13 protein-coding genes are annotated in these 25,539 nt (G+C 74.5%); 5 read left to right on the plus strand and 8 right to left on the minus strand.

All coding sequences use genetic code 11. From position 1 onward, the window contains the following. Positions 1-24 precede the first annotated feature (24 nt). From ACWEPX_RS01695 to ACWEPX_RS01720, 6 genes are all read right to left on the minus strand, one after another. On the minus strand, positions 25-1,275 hold the full coding sequence (locus ACWEPX_RS01695; RefSeq protein ID WP_451895132.1) for an ATP-grasp domain-containing protein: 1,251 nt from the start codon (positions 1,273-1,275) through the stop codon (positions 25-27). 18 nt (positions 1,276-1,293) lie between these two features. Beyond that, complete coding sequence (locus ACWEPX_RS01700) at positions 1,294-2,415, minus strand: aminotransferase class V-fold PLP-dependent enzyme (protein WP_451895133.1); 1,122 nt, start codon at positions 2,413-2,415, stop codon at positions 1,294-1,296. Continuing rightward, entirely contained in the window at positions 2,412-3,674 is a 1,263-nt protein-coding gene (locus ACWEPX_RS01705; RefSeq protein WP_451895134.1) for an ATP-grasp domain-containing protein, read from the minus strand. Before ACWEPX_RS01705 ends, ACWEPX_RS01700 begins: the two co-directional genes overlap by 4 nt. Before the next feature lie 20 nt (positions 3,675-3,694). Beyond that, entirely contained in the window at positions 3,695-4,672 is a 978-nt protein-coding gene (locus tag ACWEPX_RS01710) for a proline dehydrogenase family protein (protein ID WP_451895135.1), read from the minus strand. Positions 4,673-4,717: 45 nt separating this feature from the next. Next, positions 4,718-5,815: a fatty acid desaturase gene (locus ACWEPX_RS01715; protein ID WP_451895136.1), complete on the minus strand. Its 1,098-nt coding sequence runs from the start codon at positions 5,813-5,815 to the stop codon at positions 4,718-4,720. A gap of 92 nt (positions 5,816-5,907) precedes the next feature. Then, on the minus strand, positions 5,908-6,072 hold the full coding sequence (locus tag ACWEPX_RS01720; protein WP_451895137.1) for a hypothetical protein: 165 nt from the start codon (positions 6,070-6,072) through the stop codon (positions 5,908-5,910). Between the two features lie 271 nt (positions 6,073-6,343). Between ACWEPX_RS01720 and ACWEPX_RS01725 the strand changes: the two genes are divergently transcribed. From ACWEPX_RS01725 to ACWEPX_RS01745, 5 genes are all read left to right on the plus strand, one after another. Continuing rightward, the gene (locus tag ACWEPX_RS01725) at positions 6,344-7,582 is read left to right on the plus strand and encodes a helix-turn-helix domain-containing protein (RefSeq protein WP_451895138.1); all 1,239 of its coding nucleotides are present in this window, start codon (positions 6,344-6,346) and stop codon (positions 7,580-7,582) included. A 97-nt stretch (positions 7,583-7,679) separates the two neighbouring features. After that, positions 7,680-8,936 (plus strand): ATP-grasp domain-containing protein, encoded by a 1,257-nt coding sequence (locus tag ACWEPX_RS01730; RefSeq protein WP_451895139.1) that lies wholly within the window; start codon positions 7,680-7,682, stop codon positions 8,934-8,936. 3 nt (positions 8,937-8,939) lie between these two features. Next, positions 8,940-10,172, plus strand: a complete 1,233-nt coding sequence (locus ACWEPX_RS01735) for an MFS transporter (RefSeq protein WP_451895140.1) — start codon at positions 8,940-8,942, stop codon at positions 10,170-10,172. Continuing rightward, a complete protein-coding gene (locus ACWEPX_RS01740; protein ID WP_451895141.1) occupies positions 10,141-20,865 on the plus strand; it encodes a MupA/Atu3671 family FMN-dependent luciferase-like monooxygenase in 10,725 nt (3,574 codons plus the stop codon). Before ACWEPX_RS01735 ends, ACWEPX_RS01740 begins: the two co-directional genes overlap by 32 nt. Positions 20,866-20,986: 121 nt before the next feature. Next, complete coding sequence (locus ACWEPX_RS01745) at positions 20,987-22,957, plus strand: GTP-binding protein (RefSeq protein WP_451895142.1); 1,971 nt, start codon at positions 20,987-20,989, stop codon at positions 22,955-22,957. Positions 22,958-23,010: 53 nt separating this feature from the next. Here the strand turns inward: ACWEPX_RS01745 and ACWEPX_RS01750 are convergent, their stop codons facing one another. Both ACWEPX_RS01750 and ACWEPX_RS01755 read right to left on the minus strand, forming a co-directional pair. Further along, positions 23,011-24,261, minus strand: a complete 1,251-nt coding sequence (locus tag ACWEPX_RS01750) for an ATP-grasp domain-containing protein (protein ID WP_451895143.1) — start codon at positions 24,259-24,261, stop codon at positions 23,011-23,013. Then, positions 24,258-25,511 (minus strand): MFS transporter, encoded by a 1,254-nt coding sequence (locus ACWEPX_RS01755; RefSeq protein WP_451895144.1) that lies wholly within the window; start codon positions 25,509-25,511, stop codon positions 24,258-24,260. The genes ACWEPX_RS01750 and ACWEPX_RS01755 overlap by 4 nt, the downstream gene beginning before the upstream one ends. Positions 25,512-25,539: the final 28 nt, after the last annotated feature.

Here is a 25,539-nt window from a genome sequence, read left to right on the forward strand (position 1 = left end):
CCCGAGGGCAGCGCCACCGCCGTCCTAGCCGCGCACGACGAAACCAACGCCGTCGGCCAGCTTGCGCGCCAATGCCGCGGCCTCCTGGGCGGTGTCCGCGCCCACCACGATCTCCCCCACCCGCGCGTGCGAGTCGGTGATCGCGGGGATCGTCTCGCCCGGCGAGACGTAGAGGCCCGCGTGCAGGACCGCGGGGTGGTCGAGGACGGCGTCCCAGCCGTCGACCCGGACCAGCTCGCCGGGCGGGGGCGTGAGGAACCGGACGGCCGCGCCCCGGGTCGGGCGCAGCGCGGCGCGGTCGACCGGGGTGCCGAGCGCGTCGTCGTAGAGGACGCCGAACAGCTCGAAGCCGGGGATCGCGTGCTCGAGCAGCCGGTGGATCCAGTCGCCGCCGTTGCGGACGTGGACCTCGCCGAGCACGACGCCCGCCGCGGTGTGCCACAGCTCGACGTGGAACGCGCCGAACCGCAGCCCGAGCACGCCGAGCGCGGTGGTGGTCGCGCGCTCGAACTCCGCGCGCGCCTCCTCCGGCAGCGGCGCGGGCAGGACGTGGCCGACCTCGACGAAGACCGGCGGGTCCAGCACTTGCTTCTCGGTCACCGCGAGCACCACCGGCTCACCGCCGAGGAACACGCCTTCGACGCTGTACTCGCGGCCGTCGACGAACTCCTCGACCAGGAACGGCGCCGCGCCCTCCGGCAGGGCGGCGATGGCCTCCGGCAGGTCGTCCAGCCCGGTGACCTTGCGGACGCCCTCGCTGCCCATCGAGTCCCGGGGCTTGACCACCCACGGCCCGCCGGTCGTCTTCAAGAACCGCTCGGCGTCGGCGCGGTCGGCGCACAGGGCGACGGCGGGCTGGGCCAGCCCCGCCGCGGCGAGCGCGGCCCGGCACCGGTCCTTGGCCCGGACGGTGCGCACGGCCTCCGGCGGGTTGCCGGGCGCCCCGGTGGCCGCCGCGACCTCCGCGGTCGCCACCTGCGCGAACTCGCGCACGCCCAGCACCACGTCGAAGCGCTGCCCTGCGGCGGCCCGCTCCCGCGCCCACCGCGCGCACGCGGCCGGGTCGGCGAAGTCGACCGGCCACGACACCGCGGACAGGGCGGCGACCTCGGGCGTCGCCGCCAGCGTCGCCTCCTGGTTGAGCTGCTGGGTCACCAGGCCGCGGGCGCGGGCCTGGCGCAGGGCGTGGACCGCCACGTCCACGCCCAGCGGGATGGCGCCCGCCCCGCCGACCAGCACCAGGGTCGGGGCGGCCGGGTCGAACGGTGCGGTCATAGGCGGGGCTCCTCGGGATCAGGCCGCGACGCGGCGCAGGGAACGGCGGACGACCTCGATCTGGTCGAGGTCGTTGTAGTGGTGGACGGAGAGGCGGACGAACCGCTCGACCCCGCCCGCGGCCAGGTAGAGCGGCGTGTGCGCGCCGACGGCCACCCAGCCGGTGACGCCATCCTCGGCCAACCCGTCCCGGATGCGCTCGGGCGGGCACCGGTCGTGGACGAACGACACGATCCCGGCCCGCTCACGTCCGGGGGCGAGCAGCCGGGCCCCAGGCAGCGCGCGCACGGCCTCCTCCAAGGCGGCGAAGACGTCCGGGGCGGCGCCCACCGGGTCGGGTCCGGCGTGGTCGAGCGCGGCGAGCAGGCCGAGGACGACCGCGCCGCTGCGCTCGGCGGTCTCGAACCGGGCCGCCCGGTCGGCGGTCACCCGGTGCTCGTGCAGCGACCGCGCCTCGGCGACGTGCAGGTCGTGGAACTGCGGGCGCACCCGGTCCCACAGCGAGCGGTGGATCGCGGCGAACCCGCTGCCGCGCGGGCCGCGCAGGAACTTGCGGCCCGCGCCGGTGAGCAGGTGGCAGCCGGTGGCGGCGAAGTCGACGGGGAGCTGGCCGACGGTCTGGCAGGCGTCGACGGCGTACACGGCGGACGACCCGGCCAGCAGCTCGCCGACCTCGACCACCGGCTGCACGCACCCGGCCCCCGACGGCATGTGCACCAGCGACACCAGCCCGACCCGCTCGTCGAGCTCGGCCCGCATCCAGTCCAGGTCCAGCTCGCCGTGCGGGTCGGTGGGCACGACCTCCAGCACGCCGTCCACGCGGCGGGCCAGCTCCTGCGCGGCGATCAGGTTGCCCGCGTACTCGTACGGGGTGACCCAGATGCGGCTCCCCTTCGGCAGCACCAGGTTGCACACCGTGCGGCACCAGGCGTCGGTCGCGCTGGCGTAGAGGGCGATCTCATCCGGCCGCGCGCGGACCAGGCGCGCCACGGCCTCATACACCCGGCGCTCGATGGCGTCGGCGTGGTTGGCCTCGGCCTCGTACGGGCCGAGCTCGGCCTCCTCGGCGAGGAACTCGGCCATCACCGCGGGCACGCCGGGCGCGGGGAGCCCGGCGCCCGCTGTGTTCAGGTGCATCATCGCAGCAGGTAGACCTGGTCCTTGAGGGTCTGGATCGCGGCGTGGTCGGCCGCCAGCTCGGCCGGGTCGCCCACCATGAAGATGCGCAGCGGGCTGCTGAGCAGGTCCACGGTCTCCTTGAGCCGCTTGCCGGGGCCGAGCTTGACGCTGACCAGGTGGACCGTCGGCAGCGCGGCGATCTTGTCCACCACCGGCTGGTCGACGCCCACGACCTCGCCGGACAGCGTCGTGGCCGTGTTGTGCACCATGGCGTCCATCCGCTTGGTGTAGACGCGGCCCGCGTAGCGCTCGCGGAACTCGTCGGGGCGGGCGTAGGCCAGGGCGATCAGGTCGGCCTGGTTCGCGCCGAGGCAGCGGTCGTGGAAGCCGGGGTTCATGTTGCCGTTGAGCCGGGCCCCGACCTCGACGATCGCGGGCCCGTCCGCGGTCATGATGACCTCGGCGTGGGAGGGCCCGGTGCGGATGCCGAGCGCGGCGAGCACCTCGGTGACGTAGGAGATCAGCTGCGGCACGGGCTCGGCGTCGGGCGCGCAGAGCACGTCCTTGTCGTAGATGTTCTTCCCGTTGGGCAGCACCGTCTTGACGTAGCGCCACACCCCGCAGACGTACGGCTTCCCGTCGACGCTGACGGTGTCCACGATGTACTCCGGGCCCGACAGGTAGGACTGGATCAGCGCCTCGGTGTTCGGCAGATCGAAGATGTCCTTGGCGGCCAGCACGGTCTCGGCCGCCGCGCGGACCTCGGCGGCGTCGCGGCAGATGAAGACGTTGTCGGTGGAGGCCGAGCTGAGCGGCTTGACCACCACCGGGTAGTCGCCGCGCTGCTCGGCCCACGCCACCAGCGCGTCGGGGTCGCCTGCGCGGAGCTGGTCGGCGCAGCGCAGGCCCGCGGCGCGGACGGCCTCGATCATGTGGTGCTTGTCGCGCCTGGCCGGCGAGAGCGCCGAGCCGTTGCTGGCCAGGCCGAGCCGCTCGCTGAGCGCGTCGGCGAGCGGGACGCCGGGCTCCTGCCCGGCCAGCACGGCCACCGGGTGGTAGGCGCGCAGCTCGTCCACCGTGGCGTCGATGGACTCGGCGTCCGGGCAGACGATGTTGCCGATGTACTCGTCCAGCGCGGGGCCGAGCATCGACGGCATCAGCTCGGGGGTGCTCTGCACGTGCAGCACGCGCACCCCGAGGCGGGCGAACGCGCTGGGCAGGAAGTTGCCGGTGGAGTAACCGTCGACGATCACCGCCACCGGGGACGCGGCTGTGGGCATGCGGAGGACCTCCAGGGGTGTCAGTAGTCGGCGCCGAACCGGATGCGCTCCGGGTCGCGCAGGTCGGCGAGCGCGGTGAGCACGTTCGGCGGGTACTCGGCCAGCCGGTGCAGGAAGTGCAGCCACCAGTTGGTGCCGTAGACGGTGGCGACGCGGCACGGGATTCCGCGCTCGCGGTAGCGGCGCAGCAGCTCGGGGCGCACCCCGTGCAGCATCTCGATCTCCACCAGCCGCCCGGTCAGACCGCGCTCGTCCAGGGCGGCCAGGGTGGCGGCGTCGTGGGTGCCGCAGGCCAGCGGGACGCCCCGGTCGAGCAGGTCGGCCGCCAGGTCGGCGTAGCGGCTGACCAGCTCGGGGCCCCTGGGCATGGCGACCGACGGGCTCTCGGTGTAGACCCCCTTGACCAGGCGCACCTTGCGGCCGTGCCGGGCGACGGCGGCGAGGTCGTCCGGGGTGCGGTGCAGGTGCGCCTGCAGGGTCAGGCCGACGTTGGGGTGCTCGGCGGCCAGCTCCTCGAACACGTCGATGATCTGGTCGACGAACCCGCTGCGCTCCATGCTGATGATCACGTCCATGCCCTTGGCCGCCGCGGCGACCAGGATGCGGGCGGTGTTCTCGACCGCCAGCTCGCGCGAGCGCAGGAGGCCGACGTTGGACAGGTCGAAGCCGAGCTGGACGGGCTCGTCGGCCTCGTCGATGAGCGCCAGGTACTCCTGGCAGACCGCCTCGATCTCGGCCGGGTCGGTCGCCTCCTCGCCGACGTGCTCGACGCCGACGCGGTAGCCCTTCTCCCGCAGCAGCGCCAGGCGCGGCCACAGGCCGGGGCGGTCCCCGGCCACGATGTAGCGGCCCGCTGGCGCGGCGAGCAGCGCCCGCAGCTGCGGCGAGCGCAGGAACGCCGCCCGGTGGGCGGGGTCGGCGGCGAGGGCCTTGAGCGCGGCCCCGCCCGAGGCGAGCACGTCGGCGGCCAGGTCGAGCCGCGGTTCGGTGGTCGTCATGGGTGCCTCCTTTCCGGTCCGCGGTCGGCGGACCGGGTGCGGTGGTCAGTTCCCCCTGGCGAGGGCGGCCAGCTCGGCGAAGCTCGGGTCGAGGGAGCGCGGCTGCCCGCCTGCGCGGCGCCAGTCGCGGTACTTGGCCGCGTAGCTGACCAGGGTCTCCTTGTCGCCGCGGCCGGGAGACCGGGTCAGGATGCCCGCCCACAGCCCGTCCCAGCGCGCGTACGCGGGATCGCCGAGGAGGACGTTGTGGGCCTTCTTCATGTTCCAGAACGGAACCCCGGTGTTGAGGTGGTGCACCAGGTGGTAGTTGTCGTTGTGCCTGCCGAGCAGGAAGCGCTCGACGGCCCAGCCGTGCCGGTTGCGGGTCATGAGGATCTGCTTGTCCTCGCTCTCCGGCAGCGGGTAGTGCTCGGCGAGCTCGGAGAGCCAGCCGATGGCGACGGCGGTGGTGAACAGCGGGACCAGCCAGAACAGCGCGAACTCCAGCAGCACGCCCGTCACCGCGAACACCGCGATCAGCACCACCCACACCGCGCCCATCAGCCACCGCTCGGCGCGCAGGCTGATCGGCATGGACACCGCGATCTGGTCCTTGCGGAACAGGAGGCGGTCCTCCACGACGTAGCGGACGTACTCCAGGGTGCGCATGCCGAGCACGGCGAAGAGGATGTTGCGCAGGAAGAACGCCCGGTTCGACAGCGTCGGGTCGTAGATGCCGATCTCGACGTGGAACCCGTAGTCCGGATCCTTCTCCGGGTCGCCGAGGTAGCGGTGGTGGAAGCCGATGTGCGAACTGCGGTACGGGTTGTACATGTGGAAGACGAGGTGGCCGGAGAAGACCGTCCCCAGCACCACGTTGAGCACGCCGTTGCGCGTGAGCACCTTGTGCGACGCCTCGTGCAGGATGTTGACCAGCGCGCGCTGCGTCGACCCGATGAGCACCAGGGACACCGGGTAGAACCAGTACGACACACCGACGCACAGATAGACCGCGAACGCGATCACCGCGTAGTCGAACAGCAGTGCGAGCACGGCGTGATAGTTGTCCAGTTTGCACAGTTTGCGCAGCTCCCGCCGGATGTGCGGGGAGAGCTTCGCGAAGTCGAGGTCGGCGGGCACGCCGCGCTGCGACTCCAGTGTCATGTGGATCCCCCAAGATCGGCTGACGTGGCATGGGCAGGCGACCGGGGGCAGGCCCGCGCACGGCCCACCCCCCGGCCGCCAGCACGGACGTGTCAGGGCCAGTCGATGTCCGAGGCCGGGCCCTGCAGCGCGACGGCGGAGCCGCCGTCGACCGCCGCGCCGTCACCGGCCATCGAGGCCAGCAGTGCGCCCATGATCATCGCGAGTGCGGCGACCGCGGTCAGCGCTTGCCGGTAGACAACAGCAGACATGGTCATGCCCCCAGTTCCTAGCTGTGTGTGAGCGGGTTTGGTGGCGTCGCCAAGAGGAAACGTAGCGGCGGTGATCGCGGTTGGAAACCCCTGGAAAGAAAGTTGCCAAATCTCCTCTGCCGAGTAAGCTTCGCACACCCCGATGCACCCCGCCACCGGCGCAGAAACCGGCATTCACCCCGGAACGCCGACTTGGCACGAGTTTGCCAAGACCGGTCTGGGACCACCACAATGGCCGCGATCGGCGACCCGCCGCCCCCGCTGCCCCGGAGGAGGAATGCTCGAACAGCCCGCGTTCGGCCAGCGCCTGCGGATGCTGCGGCTCGAACGCGGCTTGTCGCAGGCCGCGCTGGCCAAGGGCGTGATGTCCACCGGCTACCTCTCCCGGCTGGAGTCCGGCGCCCGCCCCCCGACCGAGCGGGTGGTCGCCAAGCTCGCCGAGCGGCTCGGGCTGCCGGTCTCGGCGTTCGACGAGCAGCGCAGGCCCGCGGACTCCCTGGCCCGGGTGCTGGCCGCGGTCACCGCCGCCGAGCAGGGCGAGGACCTGGCCGAGCCGCTGGCCGAGGCGCTGCAGGCGGGCGGGCGGCTGGACCCGGCGCTGCGCTGGCAGGGGCTGTGGCTGCTGGCCAGGATGCGCAACAACCAGGCGCGCTACCCCGAGGAGCGGCACCTGCTGGCCGAGCTGGTGGAGCTCAGCGACGCGATCGGGTCGGCCGAGCTGCGCAGCCGCGCACGGGTCCAGCTGGCCCGCTGCCTGCGCGTGCTGGGCGAGGGCGCGGCCGCGGTGGACTTCGCCGCCGAGGCCCACCGGCTCTCGGGCGCGCTGTCCACCGCCGACCGCGCCGCCGCGCTCAACACCCTGATCGCCGCCGAGACCGAGATCGGCCGGTTCGCCGAGGCCAGGGCGCACGCCGACCAGCTGTGCGCGCTGAGCGCGCCGCTGGGCGGCCCGGTGCTGGTCGAGGCGCTGTGGGTGGCGGCGACGGTGCGCATCCGGCAGGGCGACCACGCGGGCTCCAAGGACGCGCTGGAGCAAGCCCTCGCCCACCTCGACAGCCACGAGGACCTCATGCTGTGGACGCGGCTGCGGCTCGCGGCGGCCTCGCTCTACCTGCAGGTGGACCCGCCCGCGACCGCGCTGGCCCGGCTCCGGCTGGACGAGGCGGCCGCGGTGGTCGAGCTGATCGGCACGCAGCTGCACCAGCAGCAGGTGCTCAGCCTGCGGGCCCAGCTGGCCTTCGCCGACGGCCGGGTCGACGACGCGGACGCGCTCATGGCGCGGCTGGCGGGCTGCGAGCCGCTGCTGTCGTTCCGCGACCGGGTGCGCTTCGACGCCCTGCGCGGCCAGCTGCTGATCATCCGGGGCAGGCTGCACGAGGGCACCCAGCTGCTCCAGGAGCTCGGCAGGCAGGCCCAGGAGTCGCTCAACATCGATCTCGCCGCCCACGTCTGGCGCACGCTGGCCACCGCGCTCGCCGCGGCGAACGGCTCCGCGCTCGACCGCGACCCGGCCTGATCAACCGAGGTTGCCAGGCTCTGGCAACGCATGGCAAGGTGTGTTGCCAGATGGCCCGGCTGCCGCCGGGTGGACGACGACGAACCCTGGGGTTGCCATGGTTGAGCAGAACCGACCGGTCGCGGTGCTGGTGGACGCCTACACGTCGGGGAACTTCCTCCCGCCCGCGTTCGACCGGCTCGGCGTCGACGTGGTGCACGTGCAGAGCACCCCGGAGCTGATGGCGTCGATGATGGCCCCGGACCTGCGGGCCTACCGGGCCAACCTGGTCTGCGCCGACCCGGCCGAGACCGCCGCCCGGCTGGCCGCCGAGCACCGGCCGATCGCCGTCGTCGCCGGGCAGGAGCCGGGCGTGCCGCTGGCCGACGAGCTGTCCGAGCGGCTCGGCGTGGCGACCAACGGCACGGCCTTATCCTCGGCGCGGCGGGACAAGTACGACATGATCGAGGCCCTGCGCGCCGCGGGCCTGCACTGCGCCGACCAGCTCCGCACCGACAACGCCGAGGCGGTGGTCGCCTGGGCCGAGCAGCGGGGCGCCTACCCGGTGGTCGTCAAGCCGCTCGCCTCGGCCGCCACCGACGGCGTGGCGGTGTGCGCCAACGCCCAGGAGGCGCGCAAGGCCGCGGAGGCCGTGCTCGGCTCGGAGACGATCTACTACGAGGTCAACCGCGAGGTGCTGGTCCAGTCCTACCTGGCGGGCACCGAGTACGTCGTGGACATGGTGTCGGTCGACGGCAGGCGCTACACCTGCGGCGTCTGGGAGTACCGCAAGCGGCTGCTGGGCACGCACAACATCTACGACCGCGAGGTCGTCCTGCCCGAGTCCGCGTCCCCGGTGCCGGAGCTGATCGCCTACGTCGACGCCGCGCTGACCGCGCTGGGCATCCAGCACGGCCCCACCCACGCGGAGGTGATCATCACCCCGGAGGGACCCGCGCTGGTCGAGGTCGGCGCGCGGCTGGCGGGCAACATGCACCCCGGCTTCCACGACCACTGCCTCGGCGCGAACCAGGCCGACCTGACCGCGCTGGCCTACGCCCGCCCGCAGGAGTTCCTGGAGCGCTACGCCGACCGCACCTACACCAAGGGCCGCGAGGCGAGCGTCTACACCGCGCCGACCGAGCTGGACGGGGTGGTTGCCGAGATCGACCAGGCCGTGGTGGCCGAGATCGAGGCGCTCGACTCGGTCTACGGGCTCAACGTCAAGATCAAGCCGGGTGGCCGGATCCGCCCGACCGTCGACCTCTACACCTCTACACTCCGGGTGTTCATGCACGGGGAGCGGGAGGACGACGTGATCCGCGACTACCACCGCATCCAGGAGCTCAAGGACCGCGTCTACCGACTGGCGTAAGTCGTGTCCGCCCGGTTGCGCGTCACCGCGGCCTACGGGCTGGCGACGTGCGGCACCTTCGGCAACCTCGTGGTCCTCGGCGTCGCGGCGCACCAGGTGACCGGGACCGGGACCGGAGTCGGGCTGCTGCTCGCGGTCCGGCTCGCCGCGGCCGGGATCGGGGGCCTGGTCGCCGGGGCGCTGGCCGCTCGGCTGGACCGCGCCCGGCTGATGACGGCGGCCGCCGCTGTGCAGGCGGCGGCCGCTGGGGCCGCCGCGCTCGCCGGTAACCCGCCGGGCGTCGCGGTGCTCGTCGCCGCCGTGGCGGTGCTGGGCGTGAGCGGAAGCCTGTTCCTGGTGTCGCTGCGCTCGTCGATCCCCGAGCTCGTCGAGGCGGGTGAGCGGGTGCGCGCCAACAGCGGGCTGGTGATGGCGAAGTCGGTCGGCATGGTCGCCGGGCTGGCGGTCGCCGGGCCTGCGGCCGCGCTCGGCGGGCTGCCTGCGGCGTTCGCGCTGATCGCCTGCTGCTACGCGCTGGCGGCGGTGGCCGCGGCCGTCCGCCTGCCGCGGCGCGCGGACGCGGAAGCGCCTGCCGCGCATCAGGGGTCTGCCGTCGGGCCGGGCGGGCGGCGGGTCCTGATGGGGGCGGGGTCCGCGGTGCTCGCCGTGGTCGCGCTGCGCGGGGTCGACGCCTTGGCGTCGGCGTCGCACAACGTCGTGCTGCCGGTGGTCGCCGACGGCGACGCCGGGTTCGTGGCCCGGTTCTGGCTGGCCTGGGCCGCGGGCGTGCTGGTGGCCCAGCAGGTGGGCAGGCGCTGGGGCGGGCTGGCCGAGCCCGCCCGCGCGCAGCGGGTGTTCGCGCTGGCCACCGGCGCGATGGCGGCGGCGTTCGCGGTGGCGTTCACCGGGCTGCCGCCCGCCGCCCTGGTCGGCGTGGTCGTGCTCGCGGGCATCGCCGACGGCATCGGGGAGATCGCCTACACCTCCCGGCTCCAGGAGCTGCGCGAGCCTGCGCGGGCCCGGCTGTTCGGGCTGTCCGCGTCGGTCGAGACCTCCGGCCTGGCCGCGGGCATGGTCGCCTGCGGGCTGGTCACCGATGTCCTGCCCGCCGCCGCGGTCGTCGCCGCCTTCCACGGCGTGGCGCTGTGCGCCGCGGCCGGGTTCCTCGTCAACACTGCCGTCCGCTCGCGCGGCCGACGCGAGCGGCGGGGATTGGGACGCGCTGATGCTGACCACGACCTGCTACACCGGCCCTGACCTCGACCTCACCGACGACGACCCGCGCAGCCTGGCCGAGGCGCTCCTGCGGGCTGCCGAGACCGCGGCGGGCGTGGTGATCGTGCCCGAGCACGGCCCCGCGGCGACGCTGCCCTACGCCCAGCTGCTCGACCGGGCCCGGCGCGTCCTCGGCGGCCTGCGGGCCCGCGGCATCGACCACGGCGACGACGTGGTCCTGGCCGGTCTGCCCGCCGCCGGGTTCTTCCCCGCGCTGTGGGCCTGCCTGCTCGGCGGCATCCGGCCCGCGGTCATCGCCGAGCGGCCCGACCCGGGCTCGCCCGCGGCGGCGCGGCTGCACCACACCTGGCGCCTGCTCGACGAGCCGCTCGTCCTCACCGGCGCACCCGCCGACGCGGCGGCGGTGACGTCACCCGCCCATGTGACCACAGTGGACGAGTGCGCCGGGCATCCCCCGGCCGAGCGGCTGGTGGAGCCGGATCAGGACGACGTCGTGCTGCTGATGCTGTCCTCGGGCAGCACGGGCGCGCCCAAGGCGGCCGAACTCACCCAGCGCGCGCTGGTCCAGTTCGCCGCGAGCACCCGTCGGCTGCTCGACGTGCGGCCCGAGGACGTCACCGCCAACTGGCTGCCGCTGGACCACAGCGGCGCCCTGCTGCTGTACCACGTGCTGGCGGTGTTCGTCGGGTGCACGAACGTCCACGCGCCGACGGAGGCCGTCCTGGCCGAGCCGACCCGGTGGCTGGACCTGCTGGCCGAGCACCGGGCCACGCACAGCTGGGGCCCGACCTTCGCCTACCGGATGGCGGCCGACGCGGCAGGCGGGCGGTCGTGGGACCTCTCGTCGGTGCGCAGCCTGCTGTGCGGGGGCGAGCAGGTCTCCCTGCCGGTCCTGCGGCGGTTCCTGGCGGCGACGGGCCTGCCTGACGAGGTGATCGTGCCCGCGTGGGGCATGGCCGAGACCACGACGGCCATCAGCTTCGGCAGGCTCAGCGCGCCCGGCACGGTGCTGCGCCTGCGCAAGTCTGACCTGGCCGACGCGGACGAGAGCACCCCGGACCACGAGCGGGTGACCTATGTCGCCGTGGGGCCGCCCGCGCACGAGGCGAGCGTGCGGGCGGTGGATGACGAGGGCGCGACGCTGCCGGAGAACCGCGTCGGCAGGCTCCAGATTCGATCAATTCGCACCACTCCCGGCTACCGCGGCGCGCCCGCGCCCTACACCGACGACGGCTGGCTGGAGACCGGCGACCTGGCGTTCCTGCGCGGCGGGCAGATCGTGATCACCGGCAGGCACAAGGACGTCATCATCATCAACGGCCACAACCACTTCGCGCACGAGATCGAGGAGGTGGCCGCGTCGGTCCCCGGCCTCCGCGCAGGCGACGTCGCCGCCTGCGGGATCCCGGACGCGGACGCGGGCACGGAGTCCCTGGCCGTCTGGTACGCCTCCGATGACCCGGGGCTCGCCGGGGCCATCCGCGCGGTCCTCCACCGCCGCCTGCGCCTCACCCCCGCGCACGTCATCGCCGTCCCCGACTTGCCCAGGACTCCCGCGGGCAAGCTCCAGCGCTCCGTGCTCCGCGACCGCCTCGTGGCCGAGCTGTCCCAGCCCGTGTCCCTCGGGCGCGTCGTCGCCGAGTGCGTCGCTTCCGTCGCCGGGCGGGCGCTGGGGCCGACGGAGCCGTTCTACGAGGCCGGGGTGTCGTCGGTGGGGTTGGTGCAGGTGCGGCAGCGGCTGAGCCGGGCGCTGGAGCGGGAGGTGCCGCAGACGGCCCTGTTCGAGTACCCGACGATCGCCGGGCTCACCGAGTACCTGGCGGGCGGTGTCGAATCCCGGCCGGCTGCGGTCGGCGGTGAACCGGCCACGGTGGACAATCGGATCGCCATCATCGGGATGGCGTTGCGGTTCCCCGGGGCCGACACCGTGGAGGGGTTCTGGGCGAACCTGCGGGCCGGGGTGGACAGCACGCGGACGTTCACCCCGCGGGAGGCGGCGGCGGCCGGGGTTCCCGAAGCGCTGCTGGCCGAGCGGGATCGGCGGCTGACCATCGGGGCGCTGGCCGATGTGGACGCCTTCGACGCCGAGTTCTTCGGGCTGACGCCCCGGGAGGCGGCGCTGGTCCACCCGGCGCAGCGGTTGTTCCTGGAGTGCTGCTACCACGCGCTGGAAGACGGCGGGTACGCCACCGCCACGGACGTCGGGGTCTTCGCCGGGTCGGGGATGACCCTCTACGGGCACCAGCTGCCCACCGGTCCGGTCCGCCAGGAGGACGGCGTCTACGCGGCGATGGGTGGTCAGGCTGACTTCCTCGCCACGCGGGTGGCGTACCGGATCGGGTTGACCGGGCCAGCGATCGGGGTGCAGACGGCGTGCTCGACGTCCCTGGTCGCGGTGCATCTCGCCGTGCAGGCCCTGCTCGCGGGCGAGGTGGAGCTGGCGCTCGCGGGCGCGGCGGCGGTGTTCGCCCCGCAGGAGGCCGGATACCGGGCGCAGCCGGACTTCATCCTCTCCCCGACCGGGCGCTGCCGCCCGTTCGCCGCGGCGGCCGACGGCACGGTGGGCGGCAACGGGGTGGCCGCCGTCCTGCTGAAGCGGCTGGACCGGGCCATCGCCGACGGCGACACCGTGCACGCGGTGATCCTCGGCTCCGCGGTCAACAACGACGGCGCCGGGAAGGCCGGGTTCACCGCGCCGGGCGTCGCCGGGCAGGTCGAGGTGGTCCGATCGGCGGTGCGCAAGGCCGGCATCCCCGCCGAGACCATCTCCTACGTCGAGGCCCACGGCACCGGAACCGCGCTGGGTGACCCGGTGGAGTTCGAGGCGCTCTCGCGCGCGCTGGGCGGCGACCGCACGAGCCGCTGCGGGCTCGGGTCGGTGAAGGGCAACATCGGCCACCTCGACAGCTGCGCGGGCATGGCCGGCCTGATCAAGACCGTCCTCATGCTCCGCCACCGCGAACTGGTCCCCACCCTGCACCTCGACCGCCCCCACCCAGACCTGCGCCTGTCCGACAGCCCGTTCGAGCTGTGCACGACCACCCGCCCCTGGCCCACCAACAGCACACCCCGCCGCGCGGGCGTGAGCGCCCTAGGCGTAGGCGGCACCAACGCCCACGTCGTGCTGGAGGAGGCCCCACCCCAGCCCCAGCCCAAACCCGCCAGCCCAGCGACCGCGCCACGATCCGCACACGCCCGACTGGAGACGGCCCCACCCCGGCCCGAACGCGGCGGGCCAGCGGCCGTGCACACCCCACACGCCGGACTGAACACGGCCCCGCCCCAGCCCGAACCCGCCGGACAGGCGACCGTGCCGCGATCCGCGCACGCCCGACTGGAGATGGCTCCGCCCCGGCCGGAACACGGCAGGCAGGCGGCCGAGCCAACGTCCGCGCACGCCTCGCACGCTGGACTGGAGACGGCTCCGCGCCAGCCCGAACGCGGCGGGCCAGCAGCCGTGCCGCCAGCCGCGGATGGCGGGCCGGAGGAGGACCGGCCCGGACACGGCGGGGCGGTTGTCGTGCCGCCAGCCGCGGATGGTCGGCCGGAGGAGGACCGGCCCGGACACGGCGGGGCGGTTGTCGTGCCGTTGTCGGCGCGGAGTCCTGAGGGGCTTGCGGCGGTTGTGGGGCAGTTGCGGGAGCACCTGGTTCGTCATCCTGATCTGCGGCCGGTGGATGTTGCTGCCTCGATGGCGGCTCGGCGGCATCATGCGCATCGTGTTGCGGTGGTGGGGGTGGATTCGGGTGGGCTGGTGGCGGCGTTGGGCCGGACTGGGGTTCCTGCGCCGCTGGGTGGGCTGGTGCTCGCCTTTCCCGGGCAGGGCGAGGCCCGCTTTGGGATGGCACGCGCGTTGTATGCGCGGTTCCCGGTGTTCCGCGGCGCGCTCGATGAGTGTGAGGCGGTGTGTCCTGGGCTCGTCCGGCTGCTGGTCGACAGCGAGCACCGGTCGGGGGCGGTGTGGCCGACCGAGACGGCGCAGCCCGCGTTGTTCGCCTTCCAGGTGGCCCTTGCCCGGCTGTGGGAGAGCTTCGGCGTGGTTCCGGACATGGTGACCGGCTACAGCCTCGGGGAGTACGCCGCCCTGTGCGCGGCCGGCGCGCTGTCCGTTGCGGATGGGCTGCGGCTCTGCGCCGCGCGGGGTCGGATGATGGCGCGGTGCGCGCCGGGTGGGATGCTCGCCGTCCGCGCCTCCCTCGACCTGGCCGAGCGGGTCGCCGTGGCGAGTGGTGCTGAGGTGGTTGCGATCGGCCCGGGGTCGACGGTCCTGGGTGGCTCGGCGGCCGCCATCGGGGACGCCGCCGCTCGCCTCGACGCCGAGGGCGTGCGGTGGCGCAGGCTCGACGTCGACCGCGCGTTCCACTCCACCCTGCTCGACCCGATCCTGCCCGAACTCGGCGCGGTGGCGGCCGCCGTGCCGATCCAGCCCACCCGGATCGCCGTGGTGTCCAGCATGGACGGTCGCGTCTGCCCACCGGGCTGGCGGCCCGATGCCGACCACCTCGTCAGCCAGGCCCGCAACCCGGTCCGCTTCGACGCCGTCCTCACCGCCATCGCGGACCGCACGGCGCTGGAGGTCGGCCCGGGGAACGCGCTGAGCGGGATGGCCATGAGCGAGCGCTGGATTCCCGCGCTCGCAGGCCCCGAGCCCGTCGAAGGCGTCCTGCGCGCCGTCGCCGAGCTGTACGCCCGCGGCGTCGACCTGGACTGGGCCCGGGTGAACGGCGAAGGCAGGCGGGTGCCGCTCCCCGGCTACCCGTTCGCCCGCACCCGCTTCCCGATCCCCCCTCCCGCCCTCCCGGCCGCGCCCGCGCCACCCCCATCCGCTCCCCCGTCCGACCCCCCAGCCGCTCCCCTGTCCGACCCCACGTCCGAACCCGTGACCGCGGCCCCGACCGCGCCTGCCCTGACCACGCCTGCCTTGACCACGCCTGCCCTGGTCGGCTCCGCGTCCGCGGGCGGGCCGCTGGATGCGGTGGTCGGCGTGGTCGGCCAGGTGCTCGGCCTGGCGGACGTGCGCCCCGACCAGACGTTCCTCGGCATGGGCGCTGACTCCCTGGCGCTGCTGAACCTCAACCGCGAGCTGGAGCGCGCGCTCGGCGTGCGAGTCCCCGTGCGGTCGCTGTTCGACAAAGCCGACACCCCGCGCAAGCTGGCCGCGCTGATCGCGCCACCGCCCCAGCCCGAACCCGTCGCGCCCGTCACCGGGGACACCAAGGACCTCGTGGCCCGCCAGCTCAGCATCGCCGAGCGGCTGGTGGACCTCATGGAGCGCCAGCTCGCCCTGCTGTCCACGGACGAGCAACCGGCCGCCCCGACCCGCCCGCTCACCCAGGTCCAGCAGGCCCCCACCACGCCAACCCGCTCCGCTCACCCCACGCCTCCCCCCGGCGAACCAGCCGCCTGCGACTTCAGCCTGTACTTCTTCGGCGACTACCCCGACCAGACCGGCGGCGACAAGTACGGGCTGATCACCGCCGCCACCGAGTTCGCCGACGAGCACGGCTTCCACGCCGTGTGGCTGCCCGAGCGGCACTTCCACTCCTTCGGCGCGCTGTTCCCCAACCCCTCCGTGCTGGCCGCCGCGCTCGCCGCGCGGACGCGGCGCATCCGGCTGCACGCGGGCTCGGTCGTGCTGCCGCTGCACAACCCGATCCGGGTCGCCGAGGAGTGGGCGGTGGTCGACAACCTCTCCGGCGGGCGGGTGGGCCTGTGCGTGGCCAGCGGGTGGCACGCCACGGACTTCGCGTTGGCACCGGAGAACTTCGGCAAGCACCGCGATCTCGTCTTCGACCAGCTCGACACCGTGCGCAAGCTCTGGGCAGGCGAGGCGGTCCCAGCCACCGCGGGCGACGGCAGCCAGGTCGAGCTGCGCAGCTACCCCAGGCCCGTCCAGCAGCAGCCGCCGCTGTACCTGGCCGTCGTCGGCAACCCGGAGAGCTACCGGCGGGCGGGCGCGGAGGGCCTCGGCGTCGTCACCAACCTGATGGCGCAGACCCCTGAGCAGCTCGCCGAGAACATCGCCCGCTACCGGCGCGCCCGCGCCGAGCACGGCCTCGACCCCGCGGGCGGGCGCGTCGTGGTGCTGCTGCACACCTACCTGCGCGAGGACGCCGACCAGGCCAGGGACGAGGCGTTCCGGCCGTTCTGCGACTACCTGCGCTCGTCTCTGTCGCTGTTCAACCAGGTGACCAACAGCCTCGGCCTCGACGTTGACCTGGACAGCACGCCCGCCGACGACGTCGACTTCCTGCTCGCCCAGGCGTACCGCCGCTACTGCGCCGACCGGGCGCTGATCGGCGACCGCGCGACCGCGGCCGCCGTCGTCGACCGGCTGGTCGGGGCCGGGGTGGACGAGATCGCCTGCTTCGTCGACTTCGGCGTGGCAGGTGACCGCGTGCTCGCCGCGCTGCCGGAGGTCGACCTGCTGCGCGAGCGGTACCGCGCGCGCCCGGCCCCGCTCTCGCCCGCGCAGCGGCGCATCTGGTTCCTGGAGCGGATGTACCCGGGGACGAGCACCTACCACGAGCCCAAGGCGATCCGGCTGGACGGCCCGCTCGACGCCGACGCGCTCATCGGCGCGCTGCGCCGCGCGGTGAACCGGCACCCGGCGCTGCGGACGGTCTTCCGGGAGGTCGACGGCGAGCCGCGCCGGGTCGTGCTGCCCGCCGTGGACGTCGACTGCCCGGTGCTGGACTTCAGCGGGACACCGGAGGACGAGGCGCTGCGCGCCGTGCTCGCCGCCGACGGCAAGCAGCTGTTCGACCTGGCCGACGGCCCGCTCCTGCTGGCCCGCCTGATCCGCCTCGCCGACGACCGGCACCTGCTGTTCCTGCTGGTGCACCACATCGTGTTCGACTCGTCGTCGACCGCGGTGCTCGTGCGCGACATCGCCGCCCACTACCGGGCCTGGCCGCAGCCGCCCGACCTCGCGCCGCTCCCGCCCGAACCGCAGACCGAGCCCGATCCCAGCCGGGTGGCCGCCGACCTGGAGTTCTGGCGGCGGGAGCTGGCGGGCGCCACCCCGTCCCGGCTGGCGACCGACCGGCCGCGGCCCGCGGTGCGCAGCGGCTCGGGGGCGAGCCTGACCCGCGAGTTCGGCCCGGACCTGCTGCGGGAGCTGCGCGAGTTCGGCGTCGAGCGGCGCGGCACGGTGTTCATGGCGATGGTGGGCGCGATCACCGCCGTGCTGGGCCGCTTCGGCGGGCAGGACGACGTGGTCGTGGGCACCGCAGTGGCCAACCGGCCGCCCGGGGCCGAGGACCGGGTCGGCCTGTTCCTCGACACCCTCCCGCTGCGGGTGGACCTCAGCGGTGACCCGACGTTCACCGACCTGGTGCGCCGGGTCTTCGAGCGCGCCACGACCGCGCTGGAGCACCGGGACGCGCCCTTCGACGACCTCGTCGCCGCGGTCAACCCCGACCGCGACGCCGGCAGCAACCCGCTGTTCCAGGTGATGGTCGAGTTCGAGCGGGAAAAGGACGTCGAGTTCGCCTCGCTGGTCGCCGCCCGGCTGCTCGACGTGCCCAGCGACCGGGCGCCGTTCGACCTGACGGTCTACCTGACCCAACACCGCGACGGCGTGCGGTGCATGGTCGAGTACGACACCGACCTGTTCGACCGCTCCACGGTCGCGCGCATGGTCGATTACGTCGAGACAGTGCTGCGGCGAGCGCTCGACGACCCCGAGACCCGGCTCTCGGCGCTCACCGCGCCGACGGCGGACGACCGGGCCGTCATCGGCTCCTGCGCCGTCCCGGCCGATCCCGCGCCGGGGCTGTGCCTGCACGAGCTGGTAGAGGCGCAGGCCGAGCGCACCCCGGAGGCCGTCGCGCTCCTCGGCGACGAGGTGGAGGTCACCTACCGCGAGCTGGTGGCGCGCGCCGCCGCCGTCGCGGCCTGGCTGCACGGGCGGGGCGTCGGCCGGGGCGACCGGGTGGCGATCCTGCTCCCCCGCGGCGTCGACCTCATCGCCACCGTGCTGGGCGTGCTGCGCAGCGGCGCGGCCTACGTCCCGCTGGACCCCGCGTGGCCGACCGCCAGGGTGGCGTTCTGCGTCCAGGACTGCGGCGCGGCGCTGCTGCTGGCCACCGATGCGACCCTGTCCGTCCACAGCGGACTGGACGGCGTGCCGGTCGACCGGATTCCACAATCCGTGGCGATGCCCGACATCCCCCGCCCCGGACCGGACGACCCCGCCTACTGCATCTACACCTCCGGCTCCACCGGCAGGCCGAAGGGCGTGCTGGTCCCGCACCGCGGCCCGGTGAACCTGGTCCGCTGGCACCTGCGCGCCCACCCGCCGCTGCGCACCGCCCAGTGGACGTCGCTGGCCTTCGACGTCAGCGTGCAGGAGGTCTTCACCACCCTCGCCGCGGGCGCGGCGCTGGTGCTGGTCGACGCCGGCGGCAGGCACGACATCGCGGGCGTGGTCGCCCGCCACGGCGTGCAGCGGCTGTTCCTGCCGTTCACCCCGCTGAAGCACCTGGCCGAGACCGCGGCGGACCTGCCGTCGCTGCGCGAGGTGTTCGCCGCGGGCGAGGCGATGGTCCTCACCCCCGCGCTGCGCCGCTTCCTGGCCGCGCACCCGCGGTGCGTGCTGCACAACCAGTACGGCCCAACCGAGACGTCGATCATCGTCACGTCGCACCGGGTCGACCCGGCCGGGCCGGACCGCCCGCCGATCGGCAGGCCGATCCCCGGCGTGCGGCTGCGCATCACCGACGCCGACGGGCGGGACGTGCCGGTCGGCGTGCCCGGGGAGATCCAGGTCGGCGGGACCGCGGTGGCCATCGGCTACCTCGGGGTGGACTCGGCGGCGTTCGCCGAGGACCCCGACCAGCCGGGCGCGCTGGTCTACCGAACCGGCGACCTGGGCAGGCTGCGCGCCGACGGGACCGTCGAGTTCCTCGGCCGCGCCGACGACCAGGTGAAGATCCGCGGCCACCGGGTGGAGCCCGGGGAGGTCACGGCCGCGCTGACCGCGCTCGACGGCGTAGCCGACGCCGCCGTGCTGGCCCGACCCGACCACCGCGGCGAGCAGGAACTGGTCGCCTACGCCGTCGCTCCAGCCGGGACCGATGACCTCGCCGCCAGGCTGGCCGAGACCCTGCCCGACCACCTCATCCCCCGCCGCTGGGTGCTGGTGGACCGGCTCCCCTACGGGCCCAACGGCAAGCTGGACCGCGACCGGCTCCCGACCCCGGGCACCGAGCCTGCGGACGCGGGCACCGGGCCGCGCACCCCGGCCGAGCACGCCGTGCACGCGATCTGGTGCGCGGAGCTGGGGCTGGCCTCGGCGCCGGTGACGCAGTCGTTCTTCGCCTCGGGCGGGCACTCCCTCACCGCCGTGCGGCTGCTCAACCGGATCGCCCGCGAGCACGGCGTCGAGATCTCGCTGACGCGGTTCTTCCAGGCCCCGACGATCCGCGCCCTGGCGGCCGCGCTGCCCGCCGCGGTCGTCGACCGCGCGCCCATGCCCTCGACGCTGCGCAGGCTGTGGCACAAGCACCACGGCTTCGCCGACCCGTCGGTCTACAACGTCGTGCAGCGCGCGGACATCGACGGGCCGCTGGACGTGGACGCGCTCGGCCGGGCGCTCGCGGAGGTCGTGCGCAGGCACCCCGCGCTGCGCTCGCGGTGCGCCGACCACGACGGCGAGCTGACCGTCGAAGTCCTAGCCGACCTTCCCATGCACCTCTCGGTGTCCGATGTGGACCCAGCGGAGGCCGACGACTGGTGCCGCGCGCAGGCCGCGGCACCGTTCGCGCTGACCGAGGCGCCGCTGTTCCGCTTCCGGGTTGCCCGGCTCGGCGGGGACCGGTGGATCGTGCTGGCCGTGCTGCACCACGCGGTGTGCGACGCCTGGTCGCTCGGCGTGCTGTGGCGCGAGCTGGCCGCCTGCTACGCGGCGGGCGGCGCGGCCGGGCTGCCCGAGCCCGGGGACTTCGCCGAGTTCGCCCGCGCGGAGCGCAACCGGCTGACTGGCGCGGGCCGCGCGGAACTCGACCGGTTCTGGCGGGCCGAGCTGGCCGGGCTCCCGGCCGCCGCGCTGCCGACCGACCGGCCGCGGCCCGAGCGGCTGTCCGGCCGGGGCGGGCTGCACGAGTGGACGATCGGCGCGGACGTCGCCGAGCGCGTGCGGCGGGTGGCCGCCGACGCCGACGCGACCCCGTACGCGGTGCTGGCCGCCGCGTTCGCCGCGTGGCTGTCGCGGGTCTGCGGCACACCGGACCTGGTCGTGCCCACCTCCAGCGCGAACCGGCTGCGCCCCGGCGACGACGGGGTGTTCGGCATCGTCGGCGGCGCGGTCCTGCTGCGGGCGCGGGTGGCCGACGCGCCGGACTTCGCAGGCCTGGTCGCGCAGGTGGGCGGGGCGCTCTGGCGCGCGCTCGACCACCAAGACCTGCCGCTGGGCGAGGTGGTCGGGCTGCTGGACGCCCCGCCGCCCGCGGTGCTGCTCACCGTGGTCACCACGCCCGCGCCGGAGTTCCCCCTCCCCGGCGCGAGCACGGCCGTGCGGGCGGTGCCGCGCGCGGGCCTGGCGCGGACCGAGCTGTACGTCGTGCTCACGCCCGCCGACGACGGGATCGGCGCGGCGCTGGAGTACTCGACCGACCTGTTCGACGCCGCCACCGCCGAGCGCTGGGCCGGGGAGTTCACCGCGCTGCTCACCGAGCGGACCGCACCCGCAGCCGGAAATGACGCGCCGTGACCGCCCGGTCGCTGTAGGGTTCGGCTCGACGTGCCCGCACCGAGCCGACCGGAGGTCCAGCGCGCCATGCCCGCCACGACGACGCCCCGCACCCTGGCCCACCGGACCGGAATGGCACCTCATGACCTCTTTGAACCTGGGCATCCTCGCCCACGTCGACGCGGGCAAGACCAGCCTCACTGAGCGGTTGCTGCACACCGCGGGCGCCATCGAGCGGATCGGCAGCGTCGACCGCGGCGACACGCAGACCGACTCGCTGGCCCTGGAGCGCAGGCGCGGCATCACCATCCGCAGCGCCGTCGCCGCGTTCACCCGCGACGGCGTGGCCGTCAACCTGATCGACACCCCCGGCCACCCCGACTTCATCGCCGAGGTGGAGCGGGTGCTGGCCGTGCTCGACGGCGCGGTGCTCGTGCTCTCCGCCGTCGAGGGCGTGCAGGCGCAGACCCGCCTGCTCATGCGCACCCTGCGGCGGCTGCGCATCCCGACCCTGCTGTTCATCAACAAGATCGACCGCGCGGGCGCGGACACCGCGCGCACCCTGGCGGCCATCGCCGACAAGCTCGACTGCACCGCGGTGGCGATGGGGACGACGCACGGGGAGGGCGGGCCGGGCGCCGGGTTCGCCCCGGGCGACCCGGCCGACCCCGGCTTCGCCGCCCGCCTCGCCGACGTCCTCACCCGCGCCGACGACGCCCTGCTCGCCGACTGGCTCGGCCCGGAGCCGGTGCCCGGCCGCAGGCTGGTCGACGCGCTGGCCGAGCAGACCAGCCGGGTGCTGGTCCACCCGGTGTACGCGGGCTCGGCCATCACCGGGGCGGGCGTCGACGCGCTGATGTCGGGCATCACCCGGCTGCTGCCCGCGGCGGGCGGGGATCCCGACGACCCGCCGTCGGGGCTGGTGTTCAAGATCGAGCGCGGCGCGGCGGGCGAGCGCGTGGCGTACGCCCGGATGTACGCCGGGACCGTGCGCGTGCGCGAGCGGCTGCCCGGTCACGCCAGCCCCGACAAGATCACCGGAATCACCGTCTACGACGGCGGCCCCGCCCGGCGGTCCGACCGGCTCGCCGCCGGGGAGATCGGCGCCCTGCGCGGCCTGGCGGGCGTGCGGGTGGGCGACCGGATCGGCGCGCCCGCGCCGGGGCGGGCGCGGCACAGCTTCGCGCCGCCGACGCTGGAGACCGTCGTCAGCCCGCTCGACCCGGCCGCGAAGGGCGCGCTGCACGCGGCCCTGAGCCAGCTCGCCGACCAGGACCCGCTGATCGGCCTGCGCCACGACCCCGTGCGGCAGGAGATCTCGGTGTCGCTGTACGGGGAGGTGCAGAAGGAGGTCATCGAGGCGACGCTGGCCGAGGAGCACGGCATTGCGGTCGCCTTCAGCACGACGACCACCCTGTGCGTCGAGCGGCCGGACGGCGCGGGCGCGGCGGTGGAGCTCATCGGCGCAGACAGCAACCCGTTCCTGGCCACGGTCGGCCTGCGGGTCGAGCCCGGCCCGGGGCCGGACTTCCGCCTCGGGGTGGAGCTGGGGTCGATGCCCGCGGCGTTCTTCCGCGCCGTCGAGGAGGCGGTGACCGAGACGCTGCGGGAGGGGCTGCACGGCTGGCCGGTGGTGGACTGGGTGGTCACGATGACGCACTCGGGCTACTGGGCGCGGCAGAGCCACGCGCACGGCACCTTCGACAAGAGCATGTCGAGCACGGCGGGCGACTTCCGCAACCTCACCCCGCTGGTCCTGATGGACGCCCTGCGCCGGGCCGGGACGACCGTGCACGAGCCGGTCCACGGCTTCCTGCTCGAACTGCCCCCGGACACCGTGGAGGCGGCCCTGCCCGCGCTGACCCGCGGCCGGGGCGTGCCGCTCGCGGTCCGCACCGACGGCCGGGTGAGCCGGGTCGAGGGCGAGATCCCGGCCGCGGAGGTGCACCGCTTCCAGCAGCGGCTGCCCGCGCTGACCCGCGGCGAGGGCGTCATGGAGACCGAGTTCCGCCGCTACCTCCCGGTGCGCGGCCCGGTCCCGGAGCGGTCGCGGACCGACCAGAACCCGCTGTGCCGCGAGGAGTACCTGCTCCACGTGGTCCGCCGGGTGTGACGTGCGGCGGGCGGGAGGGGGCTGGTCCGACCGCCCCCCTCCCGCCCGGCAGCTCACTCCGGCTTGGTCTCGATCCGGATCAGCTCCACCGCCCGCCGGGCGATGTCCTGGGCCGCGGCGGCGGTCTCGGCGTAGGCGGTCACCGCCGAGGTGCGATCCCACGAGCTGCGCAGCGGGTGGACGGTCTTGCCGACCTCCACCGTCACGTCGCAGCGCTGCACGCCGGGCAGGGCGCGGGCCTCGGCCAGGCCGTCGACGGAGATGACCTCGCCGGGGGTGGCCGTGCCGTGCCAGGTGGCCGCGCCGCTGGGCGGGCCGGTGGGGCCGACGGGACGCGCGCCCGACATCAGATCGGCGTACGCGCGGAAGAGGTCGAAGTGGTAGGCGCCCTGGATCAGTTCGAGGATGAAGTCGCCCGGCTGCCTGCCCGCGCACTCCACCAGGTACGGCTTGCCCCCGTCCACGATCCACTCGCAGTGCACCAGCCCGGCGCCGAAGCCGATCGCGGCCAGCAGCCGCTCGGTCTCGGCGGCCAGCAGCTCCGCCAGCCCGGGGTCGATCGGCGCGGGGACGAGGTGGCCCTGCTCCACCGGGCGCGGCCCGGGGAAGAGGACCTTGGCGGTGACGTTGGCGAAGTGCCGCTCGCCGCCGCCGTAGAGCATCTCGACGCTGTACTCCGCGCCGCTGACGTACTGCTCGACCAGCATCCGCAGCTCCGGGGTGCGGTCGGGCAGGCAGGTCTCCTCCTCCTGGGCGAGGCACTGCTCCCACGCGGCCGGGATGTCGGCCGGGTCGGTCACCACCAGGGTGCCGATGGCGGCCTGCCGGTTGGCAGGCTTGATGATCACCGGCCCGCCCACCTCGGCCTGCACGGCGGCGACCTCGGCCGCCGACGACACCGGGCGCGACACCGGGTTCCCCAGCCCGGCCGCACCCGCCACGACGCGCAGCAGCTCCTTGTCGCGCAGGATCTCCGCGGCGCCCAGTCCCGCCCCCGGCACCCCGTAGCGCTCGGCGAGCCGGGCCGCGGCCGGGACCGCGTAGTCGTGGGCGGGCACGACCGCGATGGGGTTGAGGTCGGCGTGGGTCAGGTAGAACTCGTCCGCGCCGCCGGGGAGCAGGAACTCGCGCTCGATCAGCTCCCGGCACACGGTGTTGGCCTCGGCGACCGGGCGCGCGCCGCGCTTGCGGACCGGGTCGGGTTCCTCCAGCACGACCACGCCGCCCTCCGGCAGGAAGCGGCCGAACTCGGTGATCAACAGCGGCGAGTAGCCGACGATCAGGATCGGGCGGGGATGGCTCATGGGGTTGTCCTCTCGATGACGGGCTGGTCGGCCGCGGTGCGCCAGAACGGGACCACGCAGGCGACCGTGACCGCGGCGAGGGCGAGCCAGTACACCGCGGCGATCCCGTTCTGGTAGGCCAGCAGGAACAGGGCGCCGCCCGCGAGCGAGCCCAGGGCCTCGCCCGCGGTCCACGCGACGCCCTGCAGGTTGGACGCGGCCAGCCGGGACACCCCGGAGATCCGGTTGAACGTCGTGCTCACCATCGGCGTGAAGATCATCTCAGCGACGGCGAACACCGCCATCGCCACGGTGGCGGCGAGCACGACCGGCAGCCCGACGCCGAGGAACACCACCGCGACGCCGAACAGCGCGGTCGCCACGATGAGGATCGACAGCGGGCGCACGCCCGCCCGCAGGTAGCGGTTGACCGCCATGGTCACCAGCACCTGGAAAATCACGATCGCGATCGGCGGGCCTGCCAGCAGCGCCCCGCGCAGCAGCGTCGAGTCCACCGCGAGCGCGACCAGCAGCGCGAACGCCGAGTAGAACTGGGCGTAGGCGAAGGACCCGATCGCCGTGACCGCCGACGCGCCCCGGCATTCCGGGTCGCGCAGCATCCGCAGCCCGGCCGCCACGCCCCGGCCGCGCTCGCGCACGGTGTCCGGGGGCCGCAGCCCGCGCGGCAGGCCGACCAGCAGCGACAGCCCGGCCAGCACGTACGCCCCGGCGACGAAGGTCAGCAGCGGCCTGCCGTCGCCGGAGACGTACAGCGCGCCCGCGATGAACGGCCCGAACGCGGCCGCGGCGTTGGTGGCGATCTGCTGGATGGAGTACAGGTTGTTGCGCCCGGTCTCGCTGGGCACCACCTCGGCCACCAGCACCCGCACCAGCACGGCGTGGACGCTGATGCCGAAGCCCGCCACGAACAGCAGGCCCATCGCCGCGAGCGGGTGGGTGGTGTGCGCCAGCAGGCCGAAGCCGACCGCGGAGAACGCCATGCTCGCGGTCATGCTCGTCACGTAGGTGAACCGGGGCAGCCACTTGGTCACCAGCAGGGCGGACAGGCCCGCGCACAGCATGAACCCGAACAGCCCCACGCCGGTGGTGAGCCACTCCGCGCCGTCGCTCTGCACGGCGAGCAGGACCGCCAGCACCGGCATGAGCGAGAACCGGCCGAAGTTGGAGAGCAGGTAGTCCACCGCGATGGTCAGGCGCAGCTTCGGCTCGCTCATCCCGGTTGCGCTGGACTGCGCGGTCGTCTCGGTCACGCCACCGCCCCCGCCGTCGCACGGATCG

The sequence above is a fragment of the Actinokineospora sp. NPDC004072 genome (genome assembly GCF_053604195.1).